Genomic DNA, 16,408 nt, shown 5'->3' with positions numbered 1-16,408 from the left:
CCCTGTCCACTCGGTCAAATGATCTTTTTCGCCCGCAATTGGCCGATCTCGTCGTCGCCCATCGACAGCAATTCGCGCAGGACCGCGTCGGTATCCTGGCCGCAGGTGGGCGGGGCCAGGCGGTAGTCGACCGGGGTGTCGGAAAGCTTGATCGGGCTGCCGATCAGATCGACCTTGCCGGAACCGGCGGCGGCGTGCGGCATCGAGATCTTCATCTCGCGGGCGAGGACCTGCGGGTCCTTGAAGACCTGGTCGATATTGTTGACCGGCCCCACCGGCACGCCGAGTTCATTGAGCCCCTCGATCCAATATTGCTGGGTCTTCTTCTCGGTGAGTTCGTTGATCATCTGGTAGATGAGCGTGCGGTTGCGCACGCGCGCCGGGTTGGTGGCAAAGCGCTCATCCTTGGCCCAGTCGGGGACGCCCGCGAACTGGCAGAACTTCTCGAACTGGCTGTCATTGCCGACCGCCAGGATGAAGAACCCATCCGAGCAGCGCACGACCGAATAGGGGACGATGTTGGGATGTTCGTTGCCGAGGCGCTTGGGCACTTCGCCCGAGGTCAGATAGTGAAGACCGATATTGGCGAGATACCCGACCTGGGCATCGAGCAGGCTCATGTCGCAGAACTGGCCGTGGCCCGACACCGTGCGGTGATGGAGGGCGGCGAGGATCGCCACCGTCGAATAGATGCCGCAGACGATATCGGTGATGGCGACGCCGACCTTGGTCGGTTGGCCGCTGGGATCACCCGTCACACTCATGATGCCGCCCATGCCCTGCGCCAGGAAATCGTAGCCGGCGAGCGGGGCATAGGGACCGGTCTGGCCGAAACCGGTGATCGAGCAATAGATAAGGCGCGGGAAATCGTATTTGATCTGCTCATAGGCCAGGCCATAGCGCGCCATGTCGCCGACCTTGAAATTCTCGACGAAGATGTCGCAGCGCGCGATGAGGCGCTTGGCGATTTCCTGCCCCTCGGGCTTGGAGACGTCGAGCGTCACCGAGCGCTTGTTGCGGTTGATCGAGAGGTAATAGCCGCTCTCATGCGTGTCCTTGCCGTCCTTGTCCTTGACGAAGGGTGGGCCCCATTTGCGCGTATCGTCGCCCGCACCCGGCCGCTCGATCTTGATCACGTCGGCACCGAGATCGCCGAGGATCTGGGTCGCCGTCGGCCCGGCAAGAATGCGGCTGAGATCGAAAACGCGAATACCGGCAAGCGGTCCTGACATGATGGTCCCCGACAGGTCTGATTTCGCGCCAATGTCGGGGGGCTTCCGGGCAAAAGCAAGCTGGAAGTGCTGCTTTCCCTAGCTTTCAGTCGCGGCGATCCGATAGGCGCAGCAGCGATCGCCGCCCAGCATGTGCTCTATGCGCGTCACCTCGGCAAGATTGCCGAGGACGTCCTGAAATAGCTTCAATTCGGCATGGCAGAGGCCCGAGCAGGCCTTGGCCGCATGCGCGATCGGGCAGTGGTTCTCGATGAGGCGCCACACTTTGTCCGTTTCCATCTGGCATTCCGCCATATAACCGTCGATGCGCCGGAGGTCGGTCAGGCGCTGGACGCGTTCGGCAAGCGTCCCACCATCGCCCAAGGCCGCGCGATAGCGCGCCGCCTGCTGCTCTTCGCGGGCGGTGAGGATGCGCGCCAGCCCATCGTCGCCTTGCGACGCGATGATCGCCGTCAGCAATTCGCTGGCAAGGTCGCGGTGCCGGTCGTCGAAATGCGCATGGCCCTGATCGCTCAGCGACCACAGGCGCTGCGGTCGCCCGACGCCCCGGCGGCGGTCCTCGAAAGTGACGAGGCCGGCGGCGGCCAGACGATTGAGATGCTGTCGGGCTCCCACGGCGGTCATGTCGAGATGGTGGCCGATATGGGCGGCGGTGAGGGCCCCCTCCGCCTTCAGCACTTCCAGCACTCGTGTCGGACCAAAATCTGCCATCCCTGAAAATACCGCGCTGCACTCATTTTAGAAAGCATTTACTTTCCAAAATAAGCGGCCTAGGTTCCGCGCCATGACAGCCCTCGACGCCATCCCCGACGCCGCCCCACCGCGTCTTCTCCAGCGCGCCAACATCGCGCCGCTGGCGCTGGTCAATCTGGGCGTCGGGCTCCATGCGGTGATCTGGTACATGGCCTCGACCGCCATGCCGACCGCGATCGGCGATGTCGGCGGCGCCGAATATCTAAGTTGGGTCGGCAGCCTCTATCTGGTGACGACCATTCTGGGCGGTGCCGTCACGGCGATGCTGAAAGGTCATTTCGGCGCCCGCAACGCGATGCTCGGCGCCGGTTTCGTCGTCATGGTGGGTGGCCTCGTCTCCGCGATGGCGCCTGGTGTTGCAACGATCCTCGCCGGCCGCGCCATCCAGGGGTTGGGCGAGGGCGTGCTGATCGCGCTCTCCTATGTCATCACCCGCGAGCTCTTCGACAATCGCCTCGTCCCGCGCGTCTTCGGCACCCTGGCGGCGACCTGGGGTGGTGCCGTGTTCCTCGGTCCCTTGGTCGGCGGCGTGTTGACCGAGCTGTTTTCCTGGCGTGTGGCCTTCCTCGGCGCCGCTTTGCTGCCGCTCCCGATGCAGGCACTGGCCTACATGATCCTGCGCGAGAAGCATGAACGCGTTTTTGTCGGCAAGCCGCCGCTTCTGCGCGTTTCCCTGCTGGGGGCGGGCGTCATCGGCATTGCCGTTGCAGACCGGCTGCACAGTTCCGTCCTCGGTGCCGCAGCGATTGCAGCCGGCATCGTTGCCGTGGCGCTGGCGCTGAAGCTCGACCGGCATGCTCATTCCCATCTCATCACCACCGTCTTCCCAAGTTTCCGGCACCGCGTCTCGCTGGGTCTGTGGATATTGATCCTCATGCCGATGGGCGAGGCGGGCGTCTTTGTCTACACGCCGTATCTGCTGCAACTCGATCGCGGCCTCTCGCCGACCTGGGCCGGCTATTTCGGCGCCATCCATGCGCTCACCTGGTCGTTCTCGGCCCTCTGCGTCGCGGCCCTCGCGCCGCGCTGGCACAGTCTGGCGATCATCGTCGGGCCGGCCCTGCTCGCAGCTGGCCTGGCATTGCAAAGCGTCACCATGACCGGCGTGCCGATCATCTATGTCGGCTTCGCCCTGGCACTGGTCGGGATTGGCTTCGGCATTTCCCATTCTTTCATCAACCAGCGCATCATGGCCGCAGCCCCGGCAGGCGAGGAGGATGCGACAGCGACCGCCATCCCGACGCTCGAATGCTTGGGTGGCGCCGTCGGCGCCGCTGCCGTGGGGCTCATCGGCAATGCGGCCGGATTCGGCGGCCCACTCACGGGCGAAATCGTGCGAATCGGTTCCTTTGGGGTCTTCGGTGCTGGCGCCATCGTCGCTGGCCTCGCCTGTATCGCGGCCGCCTTCTTCCTGCGTTCCGCTGTCCCGCTAGAGAATAGAGAAAATTGATCCAAACCTTCGACGAATTCGATTTCCTAAATACCTTTCCCTGCGGCAGACTGTCGCCCATGATCGATTTCGAAACGGGGAATCGCCATGGGAAGGATCGAGTTGATGGCCACGGTTAAGGTCGAGAGCAACGCTGAATCGCTCGAAAGCGTCGATGTCGACACTTTCGTGGGGGCGATGCGCGTACAGGCCGCCGCGGTCAATCTCGTCACCTCGAACGGGCCTGCGGGCCGGACGGGTGTCACCGTCAGTGCCATGACCTCTGTCTCGGCCGAGCCGCCGCTGATTCTCGCCTGCGTCAACCGCCGCAGTCCCTCGGTGACCGCCATTCGGCAGAACGGCGTCTTCTGCATCAACGCCCTTTCCGCCGAGCAGAGCGAACTGGCCAACACCTTCGCCGGTCGCCCCAGCAGTGGCGAGCCGTTCGACTTCGCCTCGGCCCAATGGGTCAACCTGACGACGGCGGCGCCCGCCTTGGTTGATGCCGTCGCCAATCTCGATTGTGTCGTCCACGACATTGTCGAGGCCGGCTCGCACACCATCTTCATCGGCCGCGTCGTCGGTGCCGCCTACCGCAATGTGAAGCCGCTGGTCTATTGCGACCGCACCTATCTCGCCCCCGGTCCTCTCAAGGACTGAGCGCGCATTCCCACGCCCCATTGGGGCTTCAATGTAAGGCAACGCAAAATGGCGCGTGACCCGCGTTACGATATCCTGTTCGAGCCGGTGAAGATCGGCCCCGTCACCGCGAAGAACCGCTTCTATCAGGTGCCGCATTGCAACGGTCAGGGCTATCGCGATCCTTCCGCCGTCGCCAAGATGCGCGGCAACAAGGCGGCGGGCGGCTGGGGCGTGCTCTGTACCGAGCAGGCGGAAATCCACCACACGTCGGAGATCACGCCGTTCATCGAACTACGCCTCTGGGACGATCGCGACATTCCGCAGCTCCAGAAGATGAGCGACGCGATCCATGCCGAGAACGCGCTGGCGGGGATCGAGCTTGCTTACAATGGCCCCAACGGGTCGAACCTCTATACGCGCGAAGTGCCGCTGGGTCCGTCGCATCTTCCCATCGCCACCTTCTATTACGATCCGGTCCAGGCGCGGGCGATGGATCTGTCCGACATCAGGAATTTGCGCCGCTGGCACAAGAACGCGGCGATCCGCGCCAAGCGTGCCGGCTTCGACATCATCTATGTCTATGCGGCGCACGGCTTCTCGGTCATCCAGCATTTCCTGTCGCGGCGCTACAACACGCGGACGGATGAGTATGGCGGCAGTCTCGAAAACCGCATGCGCCTGCTGCGCGAGATCACCGAGGACACGAAGGATGCGGTGGGCGACACCGCTGCCGTTGCGGTCCGCATCGCCGTCGACGAATTGATGGGCGAGAGCGGCCTCCACAAGGCCGAGGTCGAGGATATCATCGGCCGCATGGCGGAAACGCCCGATCTCTGGGACGTGACGCTCTCCGACTGGAGCAATGATTCAAGGACCTCGCGCTTCACCGAGGAAGCGGCGGAAGAAGAATTCGTGCGCGGCATCAAGAAGCTCACGACCAAGCCCGTGGTCGGCGTCGGGCGTTTCACCTCGCCCGATCTGATGGTGCGCCAGGTAAAAAGCGGCATTCTCGATCTCATCGGCGCGGCGCGGCCCTCGATCGCCGATCCGTTCCTGCCCAACAAGATCAACGAAGGCCGCATTGACGATATCCGTGAATGTATCGGCTGCAACATCTGCGTCTCCGGCGACATGACCATGTCGCCCAGCCGTTGCACGCAGAACCCGGCGATGGGTGAGGAATGGCGCAAGGGGTGGCATCCCGAATTCATCCGTCTCCGCGAAAGCGATGCGCGCGTGCTCGTCGTCGGTGGTGGCCCGGCTGGGCTTGAAGCAGCGCGGGCGCTGGGCCAGCGCGGCTATGACGTGGCGCTCGCCGAAGCCGGCACCGAACTCGGCGGCCGTGTCGCGCGCGAATGCCGCCTGCCGACCTTGAGCGCCTGGGGCCGTGTGCGCGACTGGCGCGTGGGCCAGATCAACAAGATGGCCAATGTCAGCGTCTATCTCGACAGCAAGCTGGATGCGGATCAGGTGCTGGAATTCGGCTTCGAACATGTCGTTGTGGCGACGGGCAGCAATTGGCGGCGCGATGGTGTCGCGCACTTCCATCTGGCGGCCATGCCCAACACCGGCATGCCGGTGCTGACACCCGACGATTTGATGGCGGGTACCAAGCCCAAGGGCAAGCGCGTCGTCCTCTTCGACGACGATCATTATTACATGGGCGGCATCTGCGCCGAACTGCTGGTGAAGGCCGGGCACCAAGTCACCTTCGTTACACCGGCGACCGAAGTTTCCACCTGGACCCGCAACACGTTGGAGCAGGATAAGATCCAGGCCAAGCTCATCAACATGGGCGTCGAGATCATCGTGAGCCACGCCGTCGCCTCAGCCGAGGCCGGCGGTGTGGCACTTGCCTGCACCTTCACCGGCAGGACGATGACGCTCGCCTGTGACGATCTGGTGCTGGTGACAGCGCGCCTGCCGCAGGATCACCTTTATCTCGATCTCAAAGCGCGCGAGTCGGATTGGGGCGATATCAAATCGGTGCGCGGCATCGGCGATTGCTGGGCGCCTTCGACCATCGCCGCCGCCGTCTATGCCGGGCGCCGCTATGCCGAGGAATTCGACGCGCCGGATATCGGCGATGCGGTGCCCTTCAAGCGGGAGCTTGCGGAACTGCTGCCATGATCGTCGCTTCGCCGCAGGAACTCAAAGCCGCTCTGCCGCGCCACTTCCGGCTGATGGGGCTTGATCTCGGCGAGAAGACGATCGGCATCGCGGTGGGCGACCCCGGGCACATGATCGCGACACCGGTCACGACCATTCGGCGCAAGAAGTTCTCGGAAGATGCCCAGCAACTTCTCAAACTGATCGATGATCGCCAGGTGGGTGGCCTCGTCATCGGCCTGCCGCTCAACATGGACGGGTCCGAGGGGCCGCGCTGCCAATCGGTCCGGCAGTTTGCCAACAATCTGGCGAAGCTCCGCGATCTGCCGATGGCCTTCTGGGACGAGCGGCTGTCGACGGTGGCGGTCACGCGCGACATGATCTCGGCCGACCTCAGTCGCGGCAAACGCGCCAAGATCGTCGATGAGTCCGCCGCTGCCTTCATCCTGCAAGGGGCGCTCGACAGCCTCGGGCGCTGAGTGGCTGCGGGCCTGTCTCGACAGCTTCACGGGATGGTCGCTCAACTGTCACAAATGCTTGTTACGCGGTCCGGCATCGTAATGCGTGACAGGGAGCTTGCTCGATGAACAGATTTGCCCGCCGCTTTGGCATGGTTTCGCTCTTCACCCTCATGATGGCCGGTATCGCCCAGGCCGAAGGGCCGGAGGTCTTCACCAGCGACGACCCGGCGCTGCCGCTGGGTGAAGTGCAGACCGGGCCGAAGCTCCTGAAGCTGAGCCGCGGCGTCGGCAGTGCGCTGTTCCACATGCCGGGCGACGCCGACAATATCTTCTACTCGATTACCGATCGCGGCCCGAACATCGATTGCGCCGAGGCGGGGGAATTGCTGGGCGCCGACTTCAACAAGATGTGTGCCGGCGACGAGAAGGCCAAGATTTTCCCGCAGCCCGACTTTACGCCGACCATCCAGCGCCTGGAACTCGGTGAAGGCGGCAAGTTCGCTGTCAAGGACATGGTCAAGCTCAGCGACGCCAATGGCAAGCCGATCACGGGCCTCCCTAATCCGCTGAAGGTCGCCAAGACCGAACATGCCTATGACAAGGACGGCAAGCCGGTTGATTTCGATCCCAACGGTCTCGACACCGAAGGTCTGGTGCGACTCTCGGACGGCAGCTTCTGGATCTCCGACGAATATGGGCCGAGCCTCGTGCACGCAGCCGCCGACGGTAAGATCATCGAACGGCTCGTGCCCCAGGGGACGGAGGGCGACTATGCCGGTGCCACCTACAAGATCAGCGGCACTCTGCCGGCGATCCTCGCCAAGCGCCAACTCAACCGTGGCATGGAAGGTGTTGCCGTCTCGCCGGATGAAAAGTTCCTCTACGGTTTGATGCAGAACCCGCTCGCCAACCCGGATGCCGATGCCTACAAGAAGGCGAATGCGACCCGCATCCTGAAGATCGAGGCGGCAACCGGCAAACCGGTCGGCGAGTTCGTCTTCCAGCTCGACCCGCACACCAGCTTCAAGGCCGACAAGAAGGCGGAGAAGCAGTCCGACGTCCGCCTGTCGGAAGTGACGGCGATCGGGGCCGACAAGCTCGTCGTGCTGGAACGCATCGCCAAGACGACCAAGCTGCAGCTGGTCGATCTCTCGACCGGCAGCAATATCCTGGGCACGGCCTGGGATGATGTCGCGACCAGCCCCAGCCTTGAGCAGGTCGACCTTGGTGCTGCCGACGTGAAGCCGCTCACCAAGACGCTCTGGTTCGACAGCAGCGACATAAAGGAAGTGCCCGCCAAGATCGAAGGCGTTGCGATCGTCGCGCCCGACACCCTCGTCATCATCAATGACGATGATTTCGGTATCGACGGCAAGAGCACGACCAAGATCCTGCGTCTGAAGCTCGCTCTGCCGTCAATGTAAGCGGGCAGGAAATCGAACGGGCGCCCGCGCTGTCGGCGTGGGCGCCCGTTTTCTATCGTGCAGCGTTTGCCACACTCGCTGCCGTCTGGTTGAAAAGGATGCTCTTGCCCGCATCGGTGACGGCAGGCCGCGATTGCAGCGGCTCGGCCTTCGCATAGGCGGCCTTGGTCGCGGGCCTTGCGGCAATCGCCTCAAACCAGCGCTTCAAATGCGGAAAATCCTCCAGCCTTTGCCCTTGCCGTTCGTAGGGCACGACCCAGGGATAGGCCGCCATATCGGCGATCGAATAATCCGGCCCGGCGAGGAAGGCATTTTTGGCGAGCTGTCGGTCCATCACGCCATAGAGCCGGTTCGTTTCATTGACATAGCGCTTGATGGCATAGGGCAGTTTTTCCGGCGCGTAGGTGGCGAAGTGGTGGTTCTGACCGGCCATCGGCCCCAGACCGCCGACTTGCCAGAACAGCCACTCCATCACCTGCTTGCGGCCGCGCAGATCGCTGGGCAGGAACCGGCCGGTCTTTTCGGCGAGGTAGGTGAGAATGGCGCCGGATTCGAAAACAGTCACCGCTTCTCCGCCATCGCTGGGCTTGTGATCGATGATGGCGGGCATGCGGTTGTTGGGTGAAAAAGCGAGGAAGTCGGGCTTGAACTGGTCGCCCGCACTGATGTCGACCGGGACGATGCGATAGTCGAGACCGGTCTCTTCCAGGAACATCGTGATCTTGTGGCCGTTCGGCGTCGGCCAATAATAGAGATCGATCATCGCGGTATCCTTCTCGGGCAATTGAACCGTTGCCCAAAGACTTATGCGGATGCATCGAGCGGACAAGCGTCCAGGATGCATGAGGGGGGCGCAAAAAAAGACCCATCCGACACTATGGTCGAATGGGTCTCTATCGTCTCACGCGACGTGTGAGATTTATTTAGATGCCGAGATCCTTCGCCGTGGCATCGAGTGCCACCTTGGCGATCTTCATGAACTCGTCGATATGGCCCTTCGTCCACATCAGGGGCGGCGACAGCAGCATCGTGTCGCGGGTTGCGCGCATGATGAGGTTGTTCTTGACGCAGTGATCGCGGCAGATCGTGCCGACGCGGCCAATGGGCTCGAACGTCTTGTGGGTCTTCTTGTCCTGCACCAGTTCGATGGCGCCGACAAAGCCCATCGAGCGGACTTCACCGACCAGCGGATGGTCTTTGAATTCCTGCAGGCGCTTGGCCAGATAGGGGCCGGTCTCGTCATGGACGGTTTCGACCATCTTCTCTTCGCGAATGATGCGGATGTTCTCAATCGCCACGGCGCACGAGACCGGGTGACCGGAATAGGTGAAGCCGTGATTGAAGTCGCCGAAAGAATTCAGCACTTCCGCCACGCGGTCCGCCACCATGATGGCCGACAGCGGCATGTAGCCGGAGGTGAGACCCTTGGCCAGCGTCATGAAGTCCGCTTCGATCTGGAAGGGTTCGGACGCGAACATGTAGCCGGTGCGGCCGAAGCCGCAGATGACTTCGTCGGCGATCAGCAGCAGATCGTACTTCTTGCAGATCTTCTGCACTTCCGGCCAGTAGGTCGAGGGCGGAATGATGACGCCGCCGGCACCCTGGATCGGTTCGCCGATGAAGGCCGCGACGTTTTCGGCGCCGAGCTCGAGGATCTTGTCCTCCAGCAGCTTCGCGGCGGCGAGGCCGAATTCTTCCGGCGTCTGCGCGCCACCTTCGCCGTACCAATAGGGCTGCTTGATATGCGCGTGACCGGGGAGCGGCAGGTCCGCCAGCTCATGCATATAGTTCATGCCGCCGAGGCTCGCCGCCACCATGGTCGAACCGTGATAGCCGTTCCAGCGGCTGATGATGGTCTTCTTCTTCGGCTGCTTCTTGAGGTTCCAATAGGAACGCACCATGCGCACGATGGTGTCGTTCGCATCCGAACCCGAGAGGCCGTAGAAGACGTGGTTGAACTGCTTCGGCGTCATCTCGACGAGCAGCTTCGAAAGCTCGGCGACCGGCGGATGCGTCGTCTTGAAGAAGGTGTTGTAGTAGGGCAGTTCAAGAAGCTGGGCGTGCGCCACGTCGGCGATCGACGAGCGGCCATAGCCGATATTGACGCACCACAGACCCGCGAACGCGTCGAGGATCTTGTTGCCGTCGGAATCGAAGAGATAGGTGCCTTCCGCCTTGGTGATCACTTTGGCGCCGATGCGGCCGAGTTCGGCGTGATCGGTGAAGGGATGCAGGTGCTTGCGGTCCTGGGCCTGCCATTCGGCGGTGCTGTTGCGCTTGGCTTGTGCGGTCATGATGAATTCCTTGCTGTGATGGGTTGTGGTCGAATTGGTGCGACGATCGCCATCACGGATTGAAATTCACCCGTGCCGTCAGGATGAGGATCTCTTTGCGCCGGGAAAACCGGCTGACCGCCGCCTCGATCGAGGCAGCGGTGCTGATCAATACTTTGCCAGTCTTCTTGTTCATTCGTCAGACGTTGAGCAGGAGATGCTCGCGTTCCCACGAGCTGATGACGTTTTGATAGGCCTCGAGCTCGGCCATCTTCACGATCCACAGCGCCTTGATGAACTTGTCGCCAAGGAGCGGACGGATCGGCTTGCAGGCCATGAAACGCTGCAGGGCCTCCTGCGCCGTCTTGGGCAGGGTGTGTGCCATGCGATAGGCGCTGCCGGTGATCTGGTTGGTCGGCTTCAACCGTTCGGTCATGCCGAGATAACCGGCCACCAACGACGCCGCCATGGCGAGGTAGGGGTTCGCATCGGCACCGGCGAGGCGGTTCTCGATGCGACGGCCCGGGCCGCTCGAGACCGGCACGCGCAGGCCGCAGGAACGGTTGTCGACACCCCATTGCACGTTGATCGGTGCGTCGAACTGCGGACGCAGGCGGCGATAGGAGTTCACGTTCGGCGCCAGCATCGGGATGAGTTGCGGCAGATACTTCTGCAGGCCCGCGACATGCGCGCGGAACAGGGCCGAATCGCGCCCCTTCGAATCCGCGAACAGCGTCTTGCCGGTCCGCTTCTCCACCACCGACTGATGGATGTGCATCGACGAGCCCGGCTGGTTGGCGAGCGGCTTCGACATGAAGGTGGCATAGATGCCGTGCTTCATCGCCGCCTGGCGCACCGTCCGCTTGAACAGGAACGCCTGGTCGGCGAGTTCCAGCGGGTTGCCGTGGTTGAAGTTGATCTCCATCTGCGCCGAGCCCGATTCATGGACCAGCGTGTCGACGTCGATCTCCGAGCGTTCGCAGTAGTCGTAGACGTCCTCGAAGATGTGGTCGAAATCGTTGACCGCGTCGATGCCGTAGGCCTGGCTGCCGGTTTCGGCGCGGCCGGACTTGCCGATGGGTGGCAGCAGCGGCAAATCGGGATCGGTGTTGACCTGCACCAGATAGAATTCAAGCTCCGGTGCCACGATGGGCTTCCAGCCCTTGTCGTCATAGAGTTCCAGCACGCGCTTCAGCACATAGCGCGAGGCATGCTCGACCGGCTTGTCGTTGACGTCGAAGCAATCGTGGATGACCTGCGCCGTCGGATCGTTGTACCAGGGCACGACACGGATGGTGTTGGGGTCCGGGCGCAGATAGACATCCGGGTCCTGGAAGGAGCCGATATCGTCTTCATCGATGTCCGGGTAATCGCCGGTCACGGTTTGCAGGAAGACGGAGCTGGGCAGGCGCAGACCGTCGTCGCGCACACCCTTCATGAACTTGGTCGCGGGGAGGATCTTGCCGCGCGGGATACCGTTCATATCGGGGACGAGGCATTCGACCTCGTCCACTTTCCGTTCACTGATCCAATCGTCTAAATACTTCATGATAAAGAACCATTATGGCAAATGTGATGGTCGCATATGACCTTTGGCGCCGGTCAGAAAAACCGGCAATGCGAGGCAGAAACTAGCCCAAACCGGGCATTTTGTCCAAGCCGAGCCGCCATGCGCGGCGCGCAACGCGTGCGCAATTGTTAACTGACCGGATGTGAAGGAAGAAAGCGATGTCAATGAAACCGCGTATCAGCCTTGTGACACTCGGAGTCGACGATCTCGCGCGTGCGAGACATTTCTACGAAGTGGGCCTGGGCTGGAAGGCATCCAGTGCCAGCAACGATGCCGTCGCGTTCTTCCAACTGGCGGGCGGGATGGGCCTGGGACTCTTCGGGCGCCAAGCGCTCGTTGAGGATGCGCATCTCACCGATGTCGGCCGCGGCTTCGGCGGGGTCACGGTGGCGCAGAATTTCGAATCGAAGGCCGCCGTCGACGCGGCAATGGCGCGCGCGGTCGCTGCCGGCGCCAAGCTGCTCAAGCAGCCGCAGGATGTCTTCTGGGGTGGGTATTCCGGTTACTTCGCCGATTTGGACGGGCATGTCTGGGAGCTGGCGTGGAACCCGTTCTTCCCTTTGAGCGAGGATGGCGGCATCACGCTTCCCTAGAAACGAAAACGGCGGGACCAGATGGCCCCGCCGTCTTTGCTCCTTGCGGCTTACGCCGTCTTAGAGGCCGAGGGCTTCCGCCGCCGGCACGTACTTCTTCTTCAGATCGTCGGCCACCGCCTTGTAGGTCACCTTGCCTTCATGGACATTGAGGCCGTTCATGAGGTGCGGATCGTCGGCCAAGGCCTTCTTCGCACCCTTGTTGGCGAGCGCCAGGGCGAAGGGCAGGGTGGCGTTGTTGAGGGCGAAGGTCGAGGTGCGGCTAAGGCCGCCCGGCATGTTGGCGACGCAATAGTGGATGACGCCGTCGACATTGTAGACGGGGTCCGCATGCGTCGTCGCCTTCGAGGTCTCGAAGCAGCCGCCCTGGTCGATGGCGATATCGACCACGACCGAACCCGGACGCATCTGCTTGATCATCTTGCGGGTGACGAGCTTCGGCGCCGCGGCGCCCGGCACCAGCACGGCACCGATGACGAGATCGGCGCTGACGACATGCTCTTCGATCGCATCGAGGGTCGAGTAGCAGGTGTAGACCTTGCTGCCGAACATCTCGTCGAGCTGACGCAGGCGGTCAACCGAACGGTCGATGACGGTGACATTGGCTTCCATGCCCATCGCCATGCGCACGGCGTTGGTGCCGGAGACGCCGCCACCGATGACAACGACCTTGGCCGGCAGCACGCCCGGCACGCCGCCGAGCAGAATGCCGGCGCCGCCCTGGGCCTTCTCGAGATAGTGGGCGCCCACCTGGACCGACATGCGGCCGGCGACTTCCGACATCGGCGCCAGCAGCGGCAGGCCGCCGCGGGGGCTGGTGATGGTTTCATAGGCGATGGCGGTGCAGCCCGACTTGATCAGGCCTTCGGTCTGCACGGGATCCGGCGCCAGGTGCAGGTAGGTGTAAAGGATCTGGCCCTTGCGGAGCATCTTGGTCTCCTTGGGCTGGGGTTCCTTCACCTTCACGATCATCTCAGCCTTGGCGAACACATCTTCGGCCGACTTCGCGATCGTGGCGCCCGCCGCCTTGTAGGCGCGGTCATCCATGCCGATGCCTTCGCCGGCGCCAGTCTCGACCAGCACCTTGTGGCCATGATGGATGAGTTCGCGCACGGAGGACGGCACCAGGCCGACGCGATACTCGTGGTTTTTGATTTCCTTAGGAACGCCGATAAGCATGGGTCTTCTCCAATAAGAAACGCACCGGCCGGCCCATTCGGGGGACCTGCCGGTGCGTCAGATGCTTGGTTAGTCGATGGATTTGAGAACGTCGGCCATGATCGAGACGGCCTGGTCGATGTGGCTCTTCTCGACGATGAAGGGCGGCGACATGGCGATGATGTCGCCGGTGACGCGGATCAGCATGCCCTTCTCATAGGCCTTGAGGAACGCGTCGAACGCGCGCGCGCCGGGCTTGCCCGGACGCGATTCAAGCTCGATCGCGCCGATGAGGCCGACATTGCGCAGGTCGATGACGTGCTTGGTGCCCTTGAGGCTGTGGATCGCGTTCTCCCAGTACGGGGTCAGCTCCTTCACGCGGTCAAAGAGGCCCTCGTTCTTGTAGATGTCGAGGACGGCAAGACCCGCGGCGCAGGCGACCGGGTGGGCCGAGTAGGTGTAGCCGTGGAAGAGCTCGATCGCGTTCTCAGCGGCCGTGTTGCAGAAGGTGTCGTAGATGTCCTTCGAGACGATGACACCGCCCATCGGGATCGCACCGTTGGTGAGGCCCTTGGCGCAGGTGATGATGTCCGGGGTGACGCCGAAATAGTCGGCGCCGAAATTGGTGCCGAGGCGACCGAAGCCGGTGATGACTTCGTCGAAAATCAGCACGATGCCGTGCTTGGTGCAGATCTCGCGCAGCTTTTCGAGATAGCCCTTGGGCGGAATGAGGACGCCCGTGGAACCGGCAACCGGCTCGACGATGACGGCAGCGATGGAGCTGGCGTCATGGAGGGCAATGAGGCGCTCCAGATCGTCGGCGAGATGCGCGCCCCAGCTCGGCTGGTTCTTCGAATACGCCATTTCCTTGGGGTTGTAGGTGTGCGGCAGGTGATCGACGCCGCCGAGCGCGGTGCCGAACCACTTGCGGTTATTGACCATGCCACCGACGGAAATGCCGCCGAAGCCGACGCCGTGGTAGCCGCGCTCGCGGCCGATGAGGCGCGTGCGGGTGCCCTGACCCTTGGCGCGCTGATAGGCCAAGGCCATCTTCAGCGCGGTGTCGACCGATTCCGAACCCGAATTCGTGAAGAAGACATGGTCGAGACCGGTGGGGGCGAGGGCCGCGACGCGCGAGGCGAGCTCGAACGCAGCCGGGTGGCCCATCTGGAAGGGCGGCGAATAGTCCATCTCGACGATCTGGCGCGAGACGGCTTCCGAGATTTCCTTGCGGCCGTGGCCGGCATTGACGCACCAGAGGCCGGCGGTCGCGTCGAGGACCTGCTTGCCTTCGATGTTGGTGAAGTGCATCCCCTCAGCCTTCACGAAGAGGCGCGGGTTGGCCTTGAAATGCCGGTTCGACGTGAACGGCATGAAGAAGGCTTCGAGGTTGTTCGGTGACGGCTTGAACTGGGTCGCCTCGAACGACTTCGTGGTGCGGTTGGACATGGCTGGTTTCCCTCGAGCTTTGCCGGCGCCCCGAGCGCGGAGGCCGGACCGGATGGATGGCCGGACATTACCACGCTAAAGAAAATAAACAAGCGGCAGGCCGCTCAATTCAATTGGTGCAAAGTTTCTGGGCAAAAACGTTGATTCTGTGATTGGTGTGATTAATATAATGATCATTCGAGCTTGGGCGTTGAACACCGGCTGGAAGGCTGGCCAGAGGTGAAAATGGACGAAAACCACGGCTTTGACCTCGGGGCGCGCCTGAAATCCCTGCGCGAATCGCACAATCTCTCGCAGCGGGAACTGGCCAAGCGTGCCGGTGTCTCCAACGCCATCATCTCCATGATCGAGCAGAACCGCTCGTCGCCCTCGGTCGGCATGCTGAAGAAGCTGCTCGACGGCTTCCCCATGAGCTTGGCCGAATTCTTCGCCGACGATCTCAAACCCCGGCCGCAGATCTTCTTCGCATCTGCGGAATTGGTCGAACTGGCCGGCGGCCCCGTCTCCTACCGTCAGGTCGGCCGCGACATGACGGGGAAGGCCATCCAGCTGATGCATGAGCATTACCAACCCGCCGCCGACACGGGTGCCCAGATGCTGAGCCACGAGGCGGAAGAGGGCGGCGTCGTCATTCGCGGTAAACTGGAAGTGACGGTCGGCGACCAGGTCCGCGTACTCGGCCCGGGCGACGCCTATTATTTCGACAGCCGCACGCCGCATCGCTTCCGCAATGTCGGCAATGAGGAATGCGAAGTCGTCACGGCCAACTCGCCGCCGAGTTTTTGATCGGTTCGTAGGTCCGCAGCCTTCGGCCCCCCGCTGGTGCGCACCCCCACCCTGACCCTCCCCCTGAAGGGAGAGGGGACCTCACCGAGTTTGCGGAAACGCGCGTGCGAACCCCGCACCAAAGCCCTCTCCCTTCAGGGGGAGGGTTGGGTGGGGGTGGAATTGAAATTTCCCGCCAGTTTCATTCTCTTCTCTTCACTCTCCCCATCCGGACCCGCTCGGGCAGCTTTGGCAGCCGTGACGTTGCCGGCTGTGACGTGGATGGCTTCCTGCCATCCAGGAGGGGAACCCGGTCACCGCATCGGGTCCGGCGGGGGCTGGCGTAACCGCCGCAACCCTGGGGGAGCGTCCTGTGACCCGGGACTCGCGGAGGATCGCTCACCCGCTGATCCGGGGGATCGGGCCTTGTGGCCGCCGACCAAGCCTGCCCCTCTCAAACAGGGGCCGATGCATTCGGCCTGCGCCCATCGCTGGACTTGCGCCGAGGGACAACCGAGCGGCTCCGGATGGGGAGCCAGGGTGATGTGTG

At 62.8% G+C, this 16,408-nt stretch carries 15 protein-coding genes; 7 read left to right on the top strand and 8 right to left on the bottom strand.

The features are described from left to right. Positions 1-14 precede the first annotated feature (14 nt). Both ACE3PP_RS17350 and ACE3PP_RS17345 read right to left on the bottom strand, forming a co-directional pair. Positions 15-1,232, bottom strand: coding sequence for a CaiB/BaiF CoA transferase family protein (locus ACE3PP_RS17350; RefSeq protein WP_374384465.1), 1,218 nt, complete (start codon positions 1,230-1,232; stop codon positions 15-17). A gap of 78 nt (positions 1,233-1,310) precedes the next feature. Next, complete coding sequence (locus ACE3PP_RS17345) at positions 1,311-1,943, bottom strand: helix-turn-helix transcriptional regulator (protein WP_374384464.1); 633 nt, start codon at positions 1,941-1,943, stop codon at positions 1,311-1,313. 73 nt (positions 1,944-2,016) lie between these two features. Here ACE3PP_RS17345 and ACE3PP_RS17340 point away from each other — a divergent pair, with 73 nt between their 5' ends. The 5 genes from ACE3PP_RS17340 (at position 2,017) to ACE3PP_RS17320 (ending at position 8,050) form a co-directional block, all read left to right on the top strand. Beyond that, a complete protein-coding gene (locus ACE3PP_RS17340; protein ID WP_374384463.1) occupies positions 2,017-3,435 on the top strand; it encodes an MFS transporter in 1,419 nt (472 codons plus the stop codon). A 105-nt stretch (positions 3,436-3,540) separates the two neighbouring features. Next, a complete protein-coding gene (locus ACE3PP_RS17335; protein WP_374384461.1) occupies positions 3,541-4,074 on the top strand; it encodes a flavin reductase family protein in 534 nt (177 codons plus the stop codon). A 48-nt stretch (positions 4,075-4,122) separates the two neighbouring features. Next, positions 4,123-6,186 (top strand): FAD-dependent oxidoreductase, encoded by a 2,064-nt coding sequence (locus tag ACE3PP_RS17330; RefSeq protein ID WP_374384460.1) that lies wholly within the window; start codon positions 4,123-4,125, stop codon positions 6,184-6,186. Beyond that, entirely contained in the window at positions 6,183-6,644 is a 462-nt protein-coding gene (gene ruvX, locus ACE3PP_RS17325; RefSeq protein ID WP_374384459.1) for a Holliday junction resolvase RuvX, read from the top strand. Before ACE3PP_RS17330 ends, ruvX begins: the two co-directional genes overlap by 4 nt. Before the next feature lie 104 nt (positions 6,645-6,748). Beyond that, positions 6,749-8,050 (top strand): esterase-like activity of phytase family protein, encoded by a 1,302-nt coding sequence (locus ACE3PP_RS17320; RefSeq protein WP_374384458.1) that lies wholly within the window; start codon positions 6,749-6,751, stop codon positions 8,048-8,050. 52 nt (positions 8,051-8,102) lie between these two features. On the opposite strand, the gene ACE3PP_RS17315 is transcribed toward ACE3PP_RS17320, so the two are convergent. The 4 genes from ACE3PP_RS17315 to ACE3PP_RS17300 all read right to left on the bottom strand — a co-directional run bounded on the left by ACE3PP_RS17315 (position 8,103) and on the right by ACE3PP_RS17300 (position 11,872). Beyond that, positions 8,103-8,813, bottom strand: coding sequence for a glutathione binding-like protein (locus tag ACE3PP_RS17315; protein ID WP_374384457.1), 711 nt, complete (start codon positions 8,811-8,813; stop codon positions 8,103-8,105). Between the two features lie 160 nt (positions 8,814-8,973). After that, positions 8,974-10,344, bottom strand: a complete 1,371-nt coding sequence (locus ACE3PP_RS17310; protein ID WP_374384456.1) for an aspartate aminotransferase family protein — start codon at positions 10,342-10,344, stop codon at positions 8,974-8,976. Between the two features lie 52 nt (positions 10,345-10,396). After that, a complete protein-coding gene (locus ACE3PP_RS17305) occupies positions 10,397-10,519 on the bottom strand; it encodes a hypothetical protein (protein ID WP_374384455.1) in 123 nt (40 codons plus the stop codon). A gap of 3 nt (positions 10,520-10,522) precedes the next feature. Then, positions 10,523-11,872, bottom strand: coding sequence for a glutamine synthetase family protein (locus ACE3PP_RS17300; protein ID WP_374384454.1), 1,350 nt, complete (start codon positions 11,870-11,872; stop codon positions 10,523-10,525). A 179-nt stretch (positions 11,873-12,051) separates the two neighbouring features. On the opposite strand from ACE3PP_RS17300, the gene ACE3PP_RS17295 reads away from it, so the two are divergent. Further along, the gene (locus tag ACE3PP_RS17295; RefSeq protein WP_374384453.1) at positions 12,052-12,486 is read left to right on the top strand and encodes a VOC family protein; all 435 of its coding nucleotides are present in this window, start codon (positions 12,052-12,054) and stop codon (positions 12,484-12,486) included. Positions 12,487-12,546: 60 nt separating this feature from the next. On the opposite strand, the gene ald is transcribed toward ACE3PP_RS17295, so the two are convergent. Both ald and ACE3PP_RS17285 read right to left on the bottom strand, forming a co-directional pair. Further along, positions 12,547-13,665, bottom strand: coding sequence for an alanine dehydrogenase (gene ald, locus ACE3PP_RS17290; protein ID WP_374384451.1), 1,119 nt, complete (start codon positions 13,663-13,665; stop codon positions 12,547-12,549). 69 nt (positions 13,666-13,734) lie between these two features. Beyond that, the gene (locus tag ACE3PP_RS17285; RefSeq protein WP_374384450.1) at positions 13,735-15,093 is read right to left on the bottom strand and encodes an aspartate aminotransferase family protein; all 1,359 of its coding nucleotides are present in this window, start codon (positions 15,091-15,093) and stop codon (positions 13,735-13,737) included. Between the two features lie 225 nt (positions 15,094-15,318). Between ACE3PP_RS17285 and ACE3PP_RS17280 the strand changes: the two genes are divergently transcribed. Further along, complete coding sequence (locus ACE3PP_RS17280; protein WP_374384449.1) at positions 15,319-15,879, top strand: cupin domain-containing protein; 561 nt, start codon at positions 15,319-15,321, stop codon at positions 15,877-15,879. Positions 15,880-16,408 lie beyond the last annotated feature (529 nt).

This window comes from Dongia sp., assembly GCF_041910485.1.
In the GTDB taxonomy this organism is placed as follows: domain Bacteria; phylum Pseudomonadota; class Alphaproteobacteria; order Dongiales; family Dongiaceae; genus Dongia.
This window is presented reverse-complemented; position numbering and strand designations above follow the sequence as displayed.